This window comes from Streptomyces amakusaensis, assembly GCF_039532665.1.
GTDB classification, from domain to species: Bacteria; Actinomycetota; Actinomycetes; order Streptomycetales; family Streptomycetaceae; genus Streptomyces; species Streptomyces amakusaensis.
In genome coordinates this window covers 313,508-328,513 of sequence record NZ_BAAASB010000003.1, presented here as the reverse complement: position 1 = coordinate 328,513, position 15,006 = coordinate 313,508, and the positions used below count along the sequence as shown (strand labels likewise).

12 protein-coding genes are annotated in these 15,006 nt (G+C 71.9%); 8 read left to right on the top strand and 4 right to left on the bottom strand.

Going from position 1 to position 15,006, the window contains the following annotated elements:
• Positions 1–24: 24 nt before the first annotated feature.
• Entirely contained in the window at positions 25–1,083 is a 1,059-nt protein-coding gene (locus tag ABD371_RS06585; RefSeq protein WP_344473731.1) for a LacI family DNA-binding transcriptional regulator, read from the bottom strand.
• Positions 1,084–1,309: 226 nt separating this feature from the next.
• On the opposite strand from ABD371_RS06585, the gene ABD371_RS06580 reads away from it, so the two are divergent.
• The 7 genes from ABD371_RS06580 (at position 1,310) to ABD371_RS06550 (ending at position 9,997) form a co-directional block, all read left to right on the top strand.
• Positions 1,310–2,443 (top strand): Gfo/Idh/MocA family protein, encoded by a 1,134-nt coding sequence (locus ABD371_RS06580; protein WP_344474106.1) that lies wholly within the window; start codon positions 1,310–1,312, stop codon positions 2,441–2,443.
• The gene (locus ABD371_RS06575) at positions 2,440–3,618 is read left to right on the top strand and encodes a DUF993 family protein (RefSeq protein ID WP_344473728.1); all 1,179 of its coding nucleotides are present in this window, start codon (positions 2,440–2,442) and stop codon (positions 3,616–3,618) included. Before ABD371_RS06580 ends, ABD371_RS06575 begins: the two co-directional genes overlap by 4 nt.
• A gap of 38 nt (positions 3,619–3,656) precedes the next feature.
• Positions 3,657–4,460 carry a sugar phosphate isomerase/epimerase family protein gene (locus ABD371_RS06570; RefSeq protein WP_344473726.1) on the top strand — a complete coding sequence of 268 codons (804 nt, stop codon included), beginning with the start codon at positions 3,657–3,659 and terminating at the stop codon, positions 4,458–4,460.
• Positions 4,461–4,680: 220 nt separating this feature from the next.
• Positions 4,681–5,235 carry a SigE family RNA polymerase sigma factor gene (locus ABD371_RS06565; protein WP_190126356.1) on the top strand — a complete coding sequence of 185 codons (555 nt, stop codon included), beginning with the start codon at positions 4,681–4,683 and terminating at the stop codon, positions 5,233–5,235.
• Positions 5,232–5,996: a hypothetical protein gene (locus tag ABD371_RS06560; RefSeq protein WP_344473721.1), complete on the top strand. Its 765-nt coding sequence runs from the start codon at positions 5,232–5,234 to the stop codon at positions 5,994–5,996. Before ABD371_RS06565 ends, ABD371_RS06560 begins: the two co-directional genes overlap by 4 nt.
• A 234-nt stretch (positions 5,997–6,230) precedes the next feature.
• Positions 6,231–8,438 (top strand): SF1B family DNA helicase RecD2, encoded by a 2,208-nt coding sequence (gene recD2 / locus ABD371_RS06555; RefSeq protein ID WP_344473719.1) that lies wholly within the window; start codon positions 6,231–6,233, stop codon positions 8,436–8,438.
• A gap of 269 nt (positions 8,439–8,707) precedes the next feature.
• Positions 8,708–9,997 (top strand): citrate synthase, encoded by a 1,290-nt coding sequence (locus ABD371_RS06550; RefSeq protein ID WP_344473717.1) that lies wholly within the window; start codon positions 8,708–8,710, stop codon positions 9,995–9,997.
• A 760-nt stretch (positions 9,998–10,757) separates the two neighbouring features.
• Here ABD371_RS06550 and ABD371_RS06545 read toward each other — a convergent pair.
• The gene (locus ABD371_RS06545; protein ID WP_344473716.1) at positions 10,758–11,078 is read right to left on the bottom strand and encodes a heavy-metal-associated domain-containing protein; all 321 of its coding nucleotides are present in this window, start codon (positions 11,076–11,078) and stop codon (positions 10,758–10,760) included.
• Between the two features lie 107 nt (positions 11,079–11,185).
• Positions 11,186–11,926, bottom strand: coding sequence for a TetR/AcrR family transcriptional regulator (locus ABD371_RS06540; RefSeq protein WP_344473714.1), 741 nt, complete (start codon positions 11,924–11,926; stop codon positions 11,186–11,188).
• 290 nt (positions 11,927–12,216) lie between these two features.
• Here ABD371_RS06540 and ABD371_RS06535 point away from each other — a divergent pair, with 290 nt between their 5' ends.
• On the top strand, positions 12,217–14,565 hold the full coding sequence (locus ABD371_RS06535) for an MMPL family transporter (protein WP_344473712.1): 2,349 nt from the start codon (positions 12,217–12,219) through the stop codon (positions 14,563–14,565).
• A 74-nt stretch (positions 14,566–14,639) separates the two neighbouring features.
• Here ABD371_RS06535 and ABD371_RS06530 read toward each other — a convergent pair whose 3' ends face one another.
• The gene (locus ABD371_RS06530; RefSeq protein ID WP_344473710.1) at positions 14,640–14,837 is read right to left on the bottom strand and encodes a helix-turn-helix transcriptional regulator; all 198 of its coding nucleotides are present in this window, start codon (positions 14,835–14,837) and stop codon (positions 14,640–14,642) included.
• Positions 14,838–15,006: the final 169 nt, after the last annotated feature.

The window sequence follows — 15,006 nt, the reverse complement described above, 5'->3', positions numbered from 1 at the left end:
GATCCAGGGCGGCCAATTCCAGCCTCACCTCCGAACCCCGGTCGACCCCCTCACCACCAATTCCCCCTCCACCTCCGCCCTTCCCCCCGCCGGCGCGGCCTCCTTCCCCATCACCAGCCGCCCCGCTCTCGCCCCCGCCCCGGCCAGCGGCAGCCGTACCGTCGTCAGCGCCGGCCCGGTGTCCACCGCGAAGGGCAGATCGTCGAATCCGGCCACCGAGACGTCCTCCGGGATCCGCAGCCCCTTCTCCCGCAGCGCCGCGCACACCCCCAGCGCCACGGTGTCGTTCGCCGCGAGGACCGCCGTCAGGCCGGGCTCCCGCGCGAGGAGTTCCACGGTCGCCGTGTAGCCGGAGCTCCGCGCGTAGGAGCCGTGGACCGTGAGCCGGTCCTGCGGCTCGTCGACCCCCGCCGCGAGCAGCGCCGCCCGGTGTCCCTCCAGCCGGTGCCGGGTGGTGGTGCGCTCCGGCGGCCCGGCGACGTACCCGATCCTGCGGTGGCCGAGGCCGAGCAGATGCTCGGTCAGCCGCCGCGCCCCGCCCCGGTTGTCGAAGGCGAGGGTGGCGAGCACCTGCTCGCCGTCGGGCATGGGCGGCCGGCCGCACAGCACCACCGTGGTCCCGGCGCGCGCCAGCTTCCCGAGCTTCGCCGACATCGCGGCGATGTGCGCGGGGTCCTCCAGCGCGCCCCCGGTGAGCACCACGCCCGCCGCGCGCTGCCGCTGGAGCAGGGTGAGATAGGTCAGTTCGCGCTCGGGGGACCCCTCGGTGTTGCAGATCACCGCGAGCTTCTCGCAGCCGGCCCGCGCCGACCCGCCGGGCCCGCTGATCTCCGTCTGGGCCGCTCCGGCCATGATCCCGAAGAAGGGGTCGGCGATGTCGTTGACGAGGATGCCGACCAGGTCCGAGGTGGCGGCGGCGAGCGAACTGGCCGGCCCGTTGAGCACATAGTCCAGTTCGTCCACCGCGCGCAGCACCCGCTCCCGGGTGTCCGCCGCGACCGGATAGTTCCCATTGAGCACCCGGGACACGGTGGCCGGGGACACCCGGGCGCGTGCCGCGACATCCGCCAGGGTGACTGTCATCGCTTCCTCCGGGGGGAGTTGGGCCGGGCCCCTTGTCCGGCCAATGTCGGCAGGCTAGCGTCATACCCCTTAGAAAGCGCTTGCTGTCACGATCTCGCCATAAAGGGCGAGCAGCAGGGAGGCGACCCTCATGCCCCCGATCCCGGCCCCGCCCCCGAGCCCCACACCGGCCCCGGACCCGCCCCCGCCCCCGGCACCCGGCCGGCGCAGCACCGTGCGCATCGCGATGAACGGCGTCACCGGGCGGATGGGCTACCGCCAGCATCTGGTCCGCTCGCTGCTCGCCATCCGCGCGCAGGGCGGTCTCGACCTCGGCGACGGCCGCGTCCTGTGGCCCGAACCCGTCCTCGTCGGCCGGCGCGCCGACGCACTTCGCGCCATCGCCGAACGCCATGGCCTTGCCCACTGGTCGACAGATCTGGACACGGTGCTCGCCGCGCGCGGCGAGGACGCGGTGGACGTCTACTTCGACGCCCAGGCCACCGCCGCCCGCCCGGACGCCCTCCGCCGGGCCGTCGCGGCGGGCAAACACGTCTACACCGAGAAGCCGACCGCCCTCGGTCTCGCGGACGCCCTGGAGCTGGCCCGGCTCGCCGAAGCCGCCGGCGTACGGCACGGAGTCGTCCAGGACAAGCTGTTCCTGCCGGGCCTGCTCAAGCTGAAGCGCCTGATCGACGGCGGCTTCTTCGGCGAGATCCTCTCCGTGCGCGGGGAGTTCGGCTACTGGGTCTTCGAGGGGGACTGGCAGGACGCCCAGCGCCCGTCCTGGAACTACCGCGCGGAGGACGGCGGCGGGATCACCAGGGACATGTTCCCGCACTGGGAGTACGTCCTGCACGAGCTGTTCGGCCGGGTGACCAGCGTCTTCGCGCACACCGCCACCCATGTCCCCCGGCGCTGGGACGAGCGCGGCGAACCGTATCCGGCGACCGCCGACGACGCCGTGTACGCCCTCTTCGAGCTGGCGAACGGGACGGTGGCGCAGCTCAACTCCTCCTGGGCGGTCCGGGTGATGCGCGACGAACTGGTGGAGTTCCAGGTCGACGGGGTCCACGGCTCGGCCGTCGCGGGCCTGCGCCGCTGCCGGGCGCAGCACCGCTCGGCCACCCCCAGACCGGTGTGGAATCCGGACCTGCCCGCCGCCGAGTCCTTCCGCGACCAGTGGCAGGAGGTGCCGGACAACGGCGAGTTCGAGAACGGCTTCAAGGCCCAGTGGGAGCTGTTTCTGCGCCATGTGGCGCTCGGCGGCCCCTACCGCTGGGATCTGTCGGCGGGCGCGCGCGGGGTGCAGCTCGCCGAGCTGGGGCTGCGCTCCGCCGCCCGGGGCCGCCGCCTCAAGGTGCCGGAGCTGGCGCTGTGACCCTCCGGCTGCCGGGTGCGGACGGCCGTATCCGTACGTATGTCCCGCGCGCCGACCCGCTCCGCCTCGCGCCCCGCGCGCGCCCCGCCCTCTCCCGTACCTTCTTCGCCGCCGCCCATGTGGTGGCGGACCGGTTCGCCGCCGCCGTCCCCGGCGCGCCCGCCGCCGTCGACTGGGACGCCACGCTCGCCTTCCGCCGCCATCTGTGGTCCCGCGGGCTGGGTGTGGCGGAGGCGATGGACACCGCGCAGCGCGGCGCGGGCCTGGACTGGGCCTCGGCCCGGGAGCTGATCCGCCGCTCGGCCGCCGAGGCGCGGGCGGCGGGCGGCGCGATCGTCTGCGGCGCGGGCACGGACCAGCTCGCCGGGGCCACGGACCGGCTCGGCGCGGGCACCGGGCTCGACGGCGTCCGCCGCGCGTACGAGGAGCAGCTGGCGGTCGTGGAGGAGGCGGGCGCGCGCCCGGTGCTGCTGGCCTCCCGGGCGCTCGCGGCGGCGGCCCGCTCCCCGGAGGACTATCTCGACGTCTACGGCGGTCTGCTGCGCCAGTCGAGCCGGCCGGCCGTGCTGCACTGGCTCGGCCCGGTGTTCGATCCCGCGCTCGGCGGCTACTGGGGGAGCGCGGACCCGGATCTCGCCGCCGAGACCCTGCTCGACCTGGTCGCCGCCCACCCCGGCAAGGTCGACGGCGTCAAGATCTCGCTGCTCGACCCCGGGCGGGAGACCGCTCTGCGCCGGCGGCTCCCGCCGGGCGTACGGTGCTACACCGGCGACGACTTCCACTACCCGGAGCTGATCGCGGGCGACGGGCAGGGCTTCAGCCACGCCCTGCTGGGCGTCTTCGACCCGCTGGCGCCGCTCGCCGCCGAGGCCGCGCACGCCCTGGACACGGGCGGCCCCGGGGCCTTCCGCGCCCTGCTCGACCCGACCGTCGCCCTCGCCCGCCATCTCTTCGAGCCGCCGACCGGCTGCTACCGGACGGGAGTGGTGCTGCTGGCGTGGCTCGCCGGCCATCAGCCGCACTTCACGATGGTCGGCGGACTCCAGTCGGCCCGCTCGCTGCCGCATCTGGCGCGGGCGTACGAACTCGCCGACGGGCTGGGCCTCTTCCCCGATCCGGAGGCGGCCGAGTCACGGATGCGCGCCCTGCTCGCCGTGCACGGGGTCGACGGGTGAGCGCCGCTGTGCCCTTGGCGCGCCTCAGCGTCAACCAGATGACCGTACGACAGCTGTCGCTGCCCGAACTCGTCGACGGCTGCGCCCGGCTGGGCGTCCCCGGCGTCGGGCTGTGGCGCGAACCGGTGCGCGCGTACGGGGTGCGAGCGACCGCCCGGCTGGTGCGGGACGCCGGGCTCGCCGTCACCACCCTGTGCCGGGGCGGCTTCCTCACGGCCGTCGACCCGGCGGGCCGGGCGCGCGCCCTGGACGACAACCGGGCCGCGATCGAGGAGGCGGCGGCCCTGGGCACGGACACCCTGATCCTGGTCTCCGGCGGGCTGCCGCCCGGCGGCCGGGATCTGGCCTCCGCGCGGGAGCGGGTCACGGAGGCGCTGGCGGAGCTGGTCCCGTACGCGGCGGAGCGGGGTGTGCGGCTGGCGATCGAACCCCTGCACCCGATGTACGCGGCGGACCGCTGCGTGATCTCGACCCTCGGGCAGGCGCTCTCCGTCGCCGGCCGGTTCCCCGCCCCGGACGTGGGCGTCGCGGTGGACACGTACCACGTCTGGTGGGACGACACCGCCCCCGCCGCGCTGGCCCGCGCGGGGGCGGCGGGCCGTGTCCACGCCTTCCAGCTCGCCGACTGGATCACCCCGCTGCCGGCCGGGGCGCTGACCGGCCGGGGACAGCTCGGCGACGGATCGATCGAACTGCGCCGCTGGTGGGACCGGGTGGACTCGGCGGGGTACCGGGGGCCGGTGGAGGTGGAGCTGTTCAACGAAGGGCTGTGGGCGCGCGAGGGAATCGGCGTACTGGAAGAGACGATTGCCCGCTTTTCCGCCCTGTTCGCCACCGGGTGAGAGAGGCTCCCGGAAATTCCTCAGAAAATATTTTCGGAAGATGACATAGATCCACGGCCCCACGACGTCTGAGAGATGAACACGTTCGGACGGAGCACCGCCCCCGGGACCGCTGGAGGAAGAGATGAGAGCGACGAGGCTCGCCCTTGCCAGGGATCCCGTGGTGCGGACGGCGTGACACGAGGACGGTGAACAGCGGCCCTGACGTGAGGACTCGGCAGTGAAGACGAGCGCGGAGGTCGAGTTCAAGGCGTTCGTCGTCAGCCGCTGGCCGCGCATGCTGCGGACCGCGCGCCTCCTCACGGGAAACCACCACGACGCCGAGGACTTGGTGCAGGCCGCCCTGGCCAAGGCGTATGTGAAGTGGGAACGGGTGCGCCGGGCCGACGACATGGACGCCTACGTCTGGCGAATCATGATCAATGCCAATGCGGACCGGCTGCGGCTGATCCGGGTCCGGGAGTGGCTGACCTCCGGATTCCCGGAGGCCGAGGCTCCGGACCGTACGGACTGCATCGCCGAGCGGAGCGCCCTGACCGAGGTGCTCCAGGAGCTGCCGCCCAGGCAGCGGGCGGTGGTGGTGCTCCGGTACCTGGAGGACCGGAGCGAAACGGAGGTGGCCCGGATGCTCGGAACACGCGTGGGGACGGTGCGCAGCCATACCGCGCGGGCCCTGCGCAGACTCCGCGAGCAGCTGAGTGTCACAGAAGCTTGGGCGGGTCTCCCGCCGGCCCGCACGGGGGTCGGGCCGGCGCCGAGGGAGGCCCGTCCATGAACGACGGCATGCGCGCCGAGGCGGTGGAGGCGGTCGAGGCGGAGCTGAGGAAGGCGCTCCGCAGGGAGGCCGGTGCCGCGCCGCAGGAGCACGCCCCGGTCGACGCGGTGCTGAGCCGGGGGCGCGAGGAGCGCCGGCGGCGGTCCGAGACGAGGATGGGGGTGGTGATGGTGGCGGGGGTGATGGCCGTGGTGGTGCTGGCGGTCTTCGGCAACCGCGACCCGGACGAGCAGCAGCTGCCCCTCAGCGCGTCGCCGGACGCCGAGGTGACGTCCTCCGCCCTGCCCGCCCGGCCGGCCGCACCGCCCGTGCGGAAGGCCGCCCCGTACGAGTCCGTCGACATCGGACGGGGGATGCTGCTGGCCCTGGTGCCGGAGGGGAAGCACTTCTACGCCCTCGGCGAGAACGAGGCCGACCTCGCCGAGCAGACGGAGCGGGCCCGCGGCGCGACGAGCGGCATGCTGATGATCAACACCCTCTATCCGTACTACACCGAGCACCGGCCCAACGGAGCGCGGCTGGTGAGCGGGGTCTTCAGGACGGAGAGCGAACCGGAGCGGGTCGAGGTCTGGATCGAGCGGCGCGACAAGGTGCACACGGCACAGGTCGTGCGGCTGCGGGACGACACCAGCTGGGGTGCCTTCTACGTCTTCCTCCCCGAGCGGACGGGTTCGTTCGAGTACGGGGTCGTGGCGTACGCGAAGGACGGCAGCGTCCTGGCGGCGGGGGAGGGCAGCCACACGGTGAGCGGGACCCACTAGTCGTGGCAACCGCCCGGCCGGCGCAACCTTTTGGCGGCCGGACGGGTCTTGACTCTCGTCAGGGCTTCACGGGGGAACGGTTCGGGGGGACCGCGTGGACCTGACGGGGCGGGGGAAGAAGGAGGAGCCCGGTCAGCACCGACCGGGCTCCCTCTTTGCTCCCCGGCTGTCTCCCGGGCCGGGCGTTGTCCACAGGCGGCGCGGAATGTCCGACCTCGGCGGTAGCGTCGGACCATGTCCAATCTGGCAGTGCTCGAAGGCGTCCTTGAGCGGATCACCTACGCCAACGAGGAGAACGGGTACACGGTCGCCCGGGTCGACACCGGCCGTGGCTCCGGCGATCTTCTGACGGTCGTCGGCTCGCTGCTCGGGGCCCAGGTCGGCGAGTCCCTCCGGATGGAGGGCCGCTGGGGCTCCCACGCGCAGTACGGCAAGCAGTTCACCGTCGAGAACTACACGACGGTCCTGCCCGCCACGATCCAGGGCATCCGCAGATATCTCGGCTCCGGCCTGATCAAGGGCATCGGCCCCAGGATCGCCGAGCGGATCGTCGAGCACTTCGGCACCGACACCCTCGACGTCATCGAGCGGGAGCCCAAGCGGCTGGTCGAGGTCCCCGGGCTCGGCCCCAAGCGCACCAGACTGATCGGGGCCGCCTGGGAGGAGCAGAAGGCCATCAAGGAGGTCATGGTCTTCCTCCAGGGCGTCGGCGTCTCCACCTCCATCGCCGTGCGGATCTACAAGAAGTACGAGGACGCCTCCATCTCCGTGGTGAAGAACCAGCCCTACCGGCTGGCCGCCGACGTCTGGGGCATCGGCTTCCTCACCGCCGACCGCATCGCCCAGGCCGTGGGCATCCCCCACGACAGCCCCGAGCGCGTCAAGGCGGGCCTCCAGTACGCCCTGTCGCAATCCACCGACCAGGGACACTGCTTCCTCCCCGAGGAGAAGCTGATCGCGGACGGGGTGAAACTGCTCCAGGTCGACACCGGCCTGGTCATCGACTGCCTCGCCGAACTGGCGGCCGACGAGGAGGGCGTGGTCCGCGAGACGGTTCCCGCGCCCGACGGCGGCGAGCCGCTCACCGCCGTCTATCTGGTCCCCTTCCACCGGGCGGAGATATCGCTCTCGGCCCAGCTGCACCGGCTGCTGCGCGCCCCCGACGACCGGCTGCCGGCCTTCCAGGACGTCGCCTGGGACAAGGCGCTGACCTGGCTCGCCGAGCGCACCGGCACCGAGCTGGCACCCGAGCAGGAGGCGGCGGTCAGGCTCGCGCTCACCAGCCGGGTGGCGGTGCTCACCGGCGGCCCCGGCTGCGGAAAGTCCTTCACCGTACGGTCGGTGGTCGAGCTGGCCCGGGCCAAGCGGGCCAAGGTCGTGCTCGCCGCCCCCACCGGCCGCGCCGCCAAACGGCTCTCCGAGCTGACCGGGGCCGAGGCGTCCACGGTCCACCGGCTGCTGGAGCTGAGGCCCGGCGGGGACGCGGCCTACGACCGGGACCGGCCGCTCGACGCGGACCTGGTGGTGGTCGACGAGGCGTCGATGCTCGATCTGCTGCTCGCCAACAAGCTGGTCAAGGCGGTCGCGCCGGGGGCCCATCTGCTGCTGGTGGGCGATGTCGACCAGCTGCCCAGCGTGGGCGCGGGCGAGGTGCTGCGCGACCTTCTCGCCGAGGGCGGCCCGGTGCCCAGCGTCCGGCTGACGAAGATCTTCCGGCAGGCCCAGCAGTCGGGAGTGGTCACCAACGCCCACCGGATCAACTCCGGCGAACAGCCCATCACCACGGGCCTCACCGATTTCTTCTTCTTCGCCGAGGAGGAGACGGAGGACGCGGGACGGCTCACGGTGGATGTGGCCGCCCGTAGGATTCCGGCCAAGTTTGGCCTCGATCCCCGGCGAGACATCCAGGTTCTGGCCCCTATGCACCGGGGCCCGGCGGGCGCGGGCACGCTGAACGGCCTGCTTCAGCAGGCGATTACGCCCGCACGCCCCGACCTGGCCGAGAAGCGTATGGGCGGCCGGGTTTTCCGTGTCGGCGACAAGGTCACCCAGATCCGCAACAACTACGAGAAGGGGGAGAACGGCGTCTTCAACGGCACGGTGGGCGTCGTCACCTCGCTCAATACGGACGATCAGCGGCTGACCGTGCTGACCGACGAGGACGAGGAGATCTCCTACGACTTCGACGAGCTGGACGAGCTGGCCCACGCGTACGCGGTCACCATCCACCGTTCCCAGGGCAGCGAGTACCCGGCGGTGGTGATCCCCGTCACCACCGGGGCCTGGATGATGCTCCAGCGCAATCTGCTCTACACGGCTGTCACCCGCGCCAAGAAGCTCGTGGTGCTGGTCGGCTCGCGCAAGGCGATCGGGCAGGCGGTGCGCACGATTTCCGCAGGCAGACGCTTCACGGCGCTCGACCACCGGCTCTCGGGCGGCTGAGCGGCGGCACCGGCGCGGGGCCTCCCGGCCGCTTCCGGGCGCGGTTTCCGGCTCCGCCGGGCGGGGGAAGCGCTCCGCCCCGGGCGTGGGAAATGACACCCCGACTTCCGGAATCAGGGCGAACGGGGCAGGATGAGCAGGTTGGCGGCACTGAGTGCCGCCAAAGGGCCCAACGGTCGACCCCGAGTGCACTCTCCTGAGCCGGATGGGGGATGGTGGAGACAGTCAGGGCACCTCGAAGAAGAGGCACTACGTCGGTGAGGGATGACGTGAGCGAGAACTCTGTAGTACTGCGGTACGCGGACGGTGAACACACCTACCCGGTGACTGAGAGCACCGTCGGTGACAAGGGCTTCGACATCGGCAAGCTCCGAGCCCAGACCGGTCTGGTGACCCTGGACAGCGGCTACGGCAACACGGCCGCCTACAAGTCCGCGATCACCTACCTCGACGGCGAGGAGGGGATTCTGCGTTACCGCGGATACCCCATCGAGCAGCTGGCCGAGCGGTCCAGCTTCCTTGAGGTGGCCTACCTGCTCATCAACGGCGAGCTTCCGACCGTCGACGAGCTGTCCGCGTTCAAGGGCGAGATCACGCAGCACACGCTGCTGCACGAGGACGTCAAGCGGTTCTTCGACGGATTCCCGCGCGACGCCCACCCGATGGCCATGCTGTCCTCGGTGGTCAGCGCGCTGTCGACGTTCTACCAGGACAGCCACAATCCGTTCGACGAGAAGCAGCGGCACCTCTCCACGATCCGGCTGCTCGCCAAGCTGCCGACGATCGCGGCGTACGCCTACAAGAAGTCGATCGGCCACCCCTTCGTCTACCCGCGCAACGACCTCGGGTACGTGGAGAACTTCCTGCGCATGACCTTCTCGGTCCCCGCGCAGGAGTACGACCTCGACCCGGTCGTGGTGGCGGCGCTCGACAAGCTGCTGATCCTGCACGCGGACCACGAGCAGAACTGTTCCACCTCCACCGTCCGTCTGGTCGGCTCCTCGCAGGCGAACATGTTCGCCTCGATCTCCGCGGGCATCTCCGCGCTGTGGGGCCCGCTGCACGGCGGAGCCAACCAGTCGGTGCTGGAGATGCTGGAGGGCATCCAGAACTCCGGCGGCGACGTCGACGCCTTCATCCGCAAGGTGAAGAACAAGGAGGACGGCGTCCGGCTGATGGGCTTCGGCCACCGGGTCTACAAGAACTTCGACCCCCGGGCCCAGATCATCAAGGCCGCGGCGCACGACGTCCTCTCGGCTCTCGGCAAGTCCGACGAGCTGCTCGACATCGCGCTGAAGCTGGAAGAGCACGCCCTGTCCGACGACTACTTCGTGGAGCGCAAGCTCTACCCGAACGTCGACTTCTACACGGGCCTGATCTACCGCGCCATGGGCTTCCCGACCGAGATGTTCACCGTGCTCTTCGCGCTCGGCCGGCTCCCCGGCTGGATCGCCCAGTGGCACGAGATGATCAAGGAGCCGGGTTCCCGCATCGGCCGTCCGCGCCAGATCTACACGGGTGTCGTCGAGCGCGACTTCATCCCGGTCGAGGCTCGCTGAGCCCGCCTCCCCGAGGCCACCGGAGGCTTCGGCCTCCGGGGGCCTGTGTACGGCCCTGTGCCGGGCGGGCATCGCCCGCCGGGCCCCGGAACACCCACCGGGCCCGCAGCGCCCCGCAGACGACGAAAGCGCCCCGCCACCGATCCCCCCACGGGTCGGCGCGCGGGGCGCTTTCCATATCCCCGGAGCGGATTCCCCCCACGGGATCCGGCCGGGCGTCTGTTGCGCCGCAAGCTTCTCACGCGGTCTGCCGGGGTACGTACGCACGGGAGGGCCGCTCAAAGCTCCCCGGGCACGTGCCCCGGCCAACGCTTGCCTTTGGAACGTCCCCCAAGACATTCCACGGACGTCCCCCAAGACGTCCCGGCATCAGCCACTAAGACTCGCGGGGAGCCCGAATGGTTACCCCCAAATATCTGTGATCTAGGTCTCTTTGTGAAGGTCTTGTGCGTCACATGTAGCCCCGCCGGAGGTGGCGGGTGCTGGCCGTCCGTCCCCGCAAAAATGGACGAAAAGGCCATGGTTAATCTGGCGATCATGCCGTTGATCAGGGGCGATGCCGCAAGTGCTGTGGTTGAGCCGTCCTCGTAGAACGGCTGGAAAAGATTCCTCGTGGGGGTGTCGGGAGTCCGCCGTGCGAGACAGGTCACGTCCCCGGGGCCCCGCCGCGGGGGTTCCGCGGCCCATGCGTGAAGCCGGGCCGCGCGAGACCGGTTCCGAACGGTCGGGCGCGACCCGGCTCGCCGGGTGCGGAGGCGGGTCAGGCGGCCTGGCCGACCAGTTCGTAGCCGGCCTCGTCGACGGCGGCGCGCACGGCCGCCTCGTCCAGCGGGGCCTCGGAGACCACGGTCACCCGGCCGGTCGCGGCGACGGCGGTCACCGAGGTCACGCCGGGGATCGTGGAGACCTCGGACGAGATCGAGCCCTCGCAGTGGCCGCAGGTCATCCCGGAGACCTCGTAGACGGTGGTGACGCCCGCCTCGGGCGCGGCCTCGGCCGAGCCGCCGCCACAGGAGCCGCCGCCGCAGCAGCCGGCGGCGGGGGCGGTCTCGGTGATCTCGATCTCGGTCTTCGCGGTCATGGCGATCTCCTCGCGGGGCAGGTGAGGCGCGCCGCAGCGGCGCACATCTGGCGTGCCAGAGGCCTCCGGGACGCCCGGGGCTCTGTGATACCGACTATACAATACCCCTAGGGGGTATCAAGAGGGCTCTTCGGTGTGTCCTGCCCCGGTCCGCCGGCGGCGCGTGCCCGCGCGACGGCGCAATTGCCCTCGGCGTCCTCCGGGAAGAGCGGCTCCAGATAGCGGAAGAGCACCTTCTTGATCTCCCGCACATAGCCCTGCCGTTCCTCGCCCTGGTGGGCCAGGGCGAGATCGAGCCCGGCCTTGAAGATGGTGAACGTGGTGTTCGCGACGCGGGACAGCTCGGCGGGCGGGGTGTCCGGCAGATAGCCGCCGAGGATCTCCTCGATCCGGGTGAGCAGCCCCTCGTGGATCGCCTGGAACTCCTGGGTGATCTGGCCGGGGGCGTCGGGGCCGTGGATCAGCACCGCGAAGGCCGGATTCTCGTAGTTGAACACGAAGAGCGGATCGAGCACCGAGTCCAGCAGCTCTTCCAGTGGCAGATCGAGTTCGGCGGCGATCAGGGCCGTCCCGTGGGACTCGCGCCACCGCTCCAGGAGCCGGCCGCCCAGCTCTATGGCGATGGCCTCCTTGTTCGGGAAGAACTGGTAGAGCGTGCCGGGGGAGACGCCCGCCTCGCGGGCGATCGCGTTGGTGCTGGCCGCGGTGTAGCCGGTGGCGGTGAAGACGTTCGCGGCGGCGTCCAGGAGCTGGGCGATCCGGCGTTCCCCGCGCGCCTGGCGGCGGCGCGGCCTGGCGGACACCGTCTCCTCGGGGGCCGGTTCGGGGGTGGGCGCTTTCTCGGTCATGGGTGCTTCCTCGTCGCGTGCGCTGCTCCGGGCCCGGGCGGTCCGGGCGTTCGGGTGGTCCGGGGTGTCCGGGTGTCGGTGCTGCCGGGGCTGTCCGGAGGGGTGGTGTGCGGTCGGCTCCGGCACTGAAGTCCCCAGCTTCCTGGCGCGGTTGACAAACACGAGTGCTCGCTCGCATTCTTGGTTAATGCGAGCGATCGCTCGTGTTTGCCAAGTCTATGGCAATGGCCGACCCATGCTGCCTGAGCGGAAGCCCGCGCGTGGGCCACGGTGAATGGGGACACCGCACCATGTCCGAAGTCAACAGCCCGCCGAAGCCCCCGGGCCGGACCGGAGGCTGGACGCGCCTGGTCACCGCGCGCCCCAGGCTCTCCCTGCTCGTGGCCCTGGTGATCACGGCGCTCGCCGTGTTCGCGGGCAGCGGGGTCGCCGACCGCATGGGCAGCGGCGGCTGGACGGACCCGGCCGCCGAGTCCACCTACGCGACCGAGGCGCTTCAGCGGGAGTTCCCCGCCTCCCAGCCCAATCTGCTCCTCCTCGTCGACGCGGGGGACGGCGTCGGGCGGGCCGGGGTGGACAGCCCCGAGGTCGCGGCCGAGGGCCGTCGGCTCGCGGAGCGGCTCGCCGCCGAGAAGGGCGTCACCGGCGTCGGGTCGTACTGGGGCACGCCCACCCCCGCGCTGCGCTCCGAGGACGGCCGGCAGGCGCTGATAGCCGCCCGCGTCCAGGGCGACGAGAAGACGACCCACGAGGTGCTGGAGCGCATCGCGCCCGACTACCGGGGGACCCACGGCCCGGTGGAGGTCACGATCGGCGGCCCGGTCGCCGTGCAGTACGAGATGACGAGCATCGTCATGGAGGACCTGCTGCTGGCCGAGCTGATAGCCCTGCCGGTGACGCTGATCCTGCTGGTCATGGTCTTCGGCAGCGCGGTCGCGGCGATCCTGCCGCTGGGCGTCGGCATCGTCGCCATCCTGGGGACCAACGCGGTGCTGCGCGGCCTCACCGAGGTGACCGAGGTGTCCGTCTTCGCGATGAACCTCACCACCGCGCTCGGCCTCGGACTCGCCATCGACTACGCCCTGTTCATCGTGCGCAGATTCCGCGAGGAGCTGGCGGCGGGGGCCGAGGTCCGCGACGCGGTGGGGACCACGCTGCGCACAGCCGGCCGCACCGTGCTCTTCTCCGCGCTCACGGTCGCGGTGTCGCTGGCCGCGATGATGGTCTTCCCGATGTACTTCCTGCGCTCCTTCGCCTACGCGGGCATCGCGGTGGTGGTCCTCGCCGCCGCCGCCGCGCTGATCCTGCTCCCCGCCGCGCTGATGCTGCTGGGCCACCGGGTCAACGCCCTGGACCTGCGCCGCCTCCTCGGCCGCCGCCGGGCGGCCCGGGCCGGGAAGGGGACCGAGTCCGCCGACGGCCCGGCGGAGAACGGGGCGGAGAGCGGGGCCGGCTGGGGGCGGTTCGCGGGTCTGGTGATGCGCAGGGCCCCGCTCTTCGCCTTCTCCACCATCGCCGCCCTGCTCCTGCTCGGCCTGCCCTTCCTCGGCGTCAAGTTCGGCACCCCGGACGACCGCCAGCTCCCCTCGACCGCCGAGTCCCACCTCGTCCAGCAGCAGATCCGGGACGGCTTCCCCGGCAGCCCCGACGGCGGCATCGAGGTGCTCGTGGAGCGCGAGGGCGGCTCGCCCGTCGCCCCCGCCGACTACACGGAGTACCGCGAGCGAATAGCCGCCCTGCCGGGCGTGCTGAGGGTCGACGGGCCCATCACCCCCGGCGGGGCCGGGACACCGGGCGAGATCGCCTACTTCACGGTGCAGCCCGAGGGCGAGGCGGTGGGCGAGGGGGCGCAGCGGCTGGTGCACGAGCTGCGCGGGACACCGGCTCCGTTCGACACCTCGGTCACCGGGCGGGCCGCCGCCCTGGAGGACTCCAAGTCCGCGATCGCGGACGGGCTCCCCCTGGCGCTGGGCATCATCGTGGTGGCGACCCTGCTGCTGGTCTTCCTGCTCACCGGCAGCGTGCTGATACCCCTCCAGGCCGTGGTGCTCAACGCGCTGAGCCTGACCGCCATGTTCGGAGCCATGGTCTGGGTCTTCCAGGACGGCAACCTCTCCGGGGTGCTGGGCTTCACCGCCACCGGGGACATCGAGACCAATCTGCCGGTGCTGATGTTCTGCATCGCCTTCGGCCTCTCCATGGACTACGGGGTCTTCCTGCTCTCCCGGATCAAGGAGGAGTACGACCGGACCCACGACCACGACCAGGCGGTGCGCTTCGGCCTCCAGCGCACGGGCGGGCTGATCACGGCCGCCGCCGTGATCCTCGCGGTGGTGATGGTCGCCATCGGCACCTCGCGGGTCACCAACACCAAGATGCTCGGGCTGGGCATCGCGCTGGCCGTGCTGATGGACGCCATGGTGGTGCGCGGGCTGCTGGTGCCCTCGGTGATGAAGCTGATGGGCTCCTGGACCTGGTGGGCCCCCGGTCCGCTGCGCCGCTTCCACGAGCGGTTCGGTCTGAGCGAGGGCGAGTCGCCCCGTCCCGCGCGGACCACCGACCCGGCCGCCGGTGCCACCGCCCCCGCCGCCGAGCCCGAGCCCGACTCCGAGCCCGAGCGGGACAGGGCCGGGGTGTGAGCGGCTGAGAAGCCCGCCGCGCGCGGTTCCGCCATCCCGGGGGGACGGCGGAACCGCGCGCGGCGCCGACCGGATCAGTCTCTTCTGCCCCTGTTCCCCGGACGGCCCGCGACCCAGACGCGGATGGTCTCCGCGTACCAGAAGGGCTTGCCCGCCTCCACCCGGTCGGGCGGCGGGAGGAGGCCGTGTTTGCGATAGCTGCGGACGGTGTCGGGCTGCACCCGGATATGAGCGGCGATGTCCTTGTACGACCAGAGCCTCAGGTCTGTCATCTGTGCGACACCTCTCCCTGCGCGCGCGGCAGCGGCGGCCTGGGAACCGCCGGAGACCCGCCGTGCGAGCGCTGGCGATCACTGAGCCTGCGCCCGCCCGGCGCCGGCGGGCAGAGGGAGGACGGTGATGTTGAACGCCTGTGACGGAAGACCCGCGCGATCAAGACAC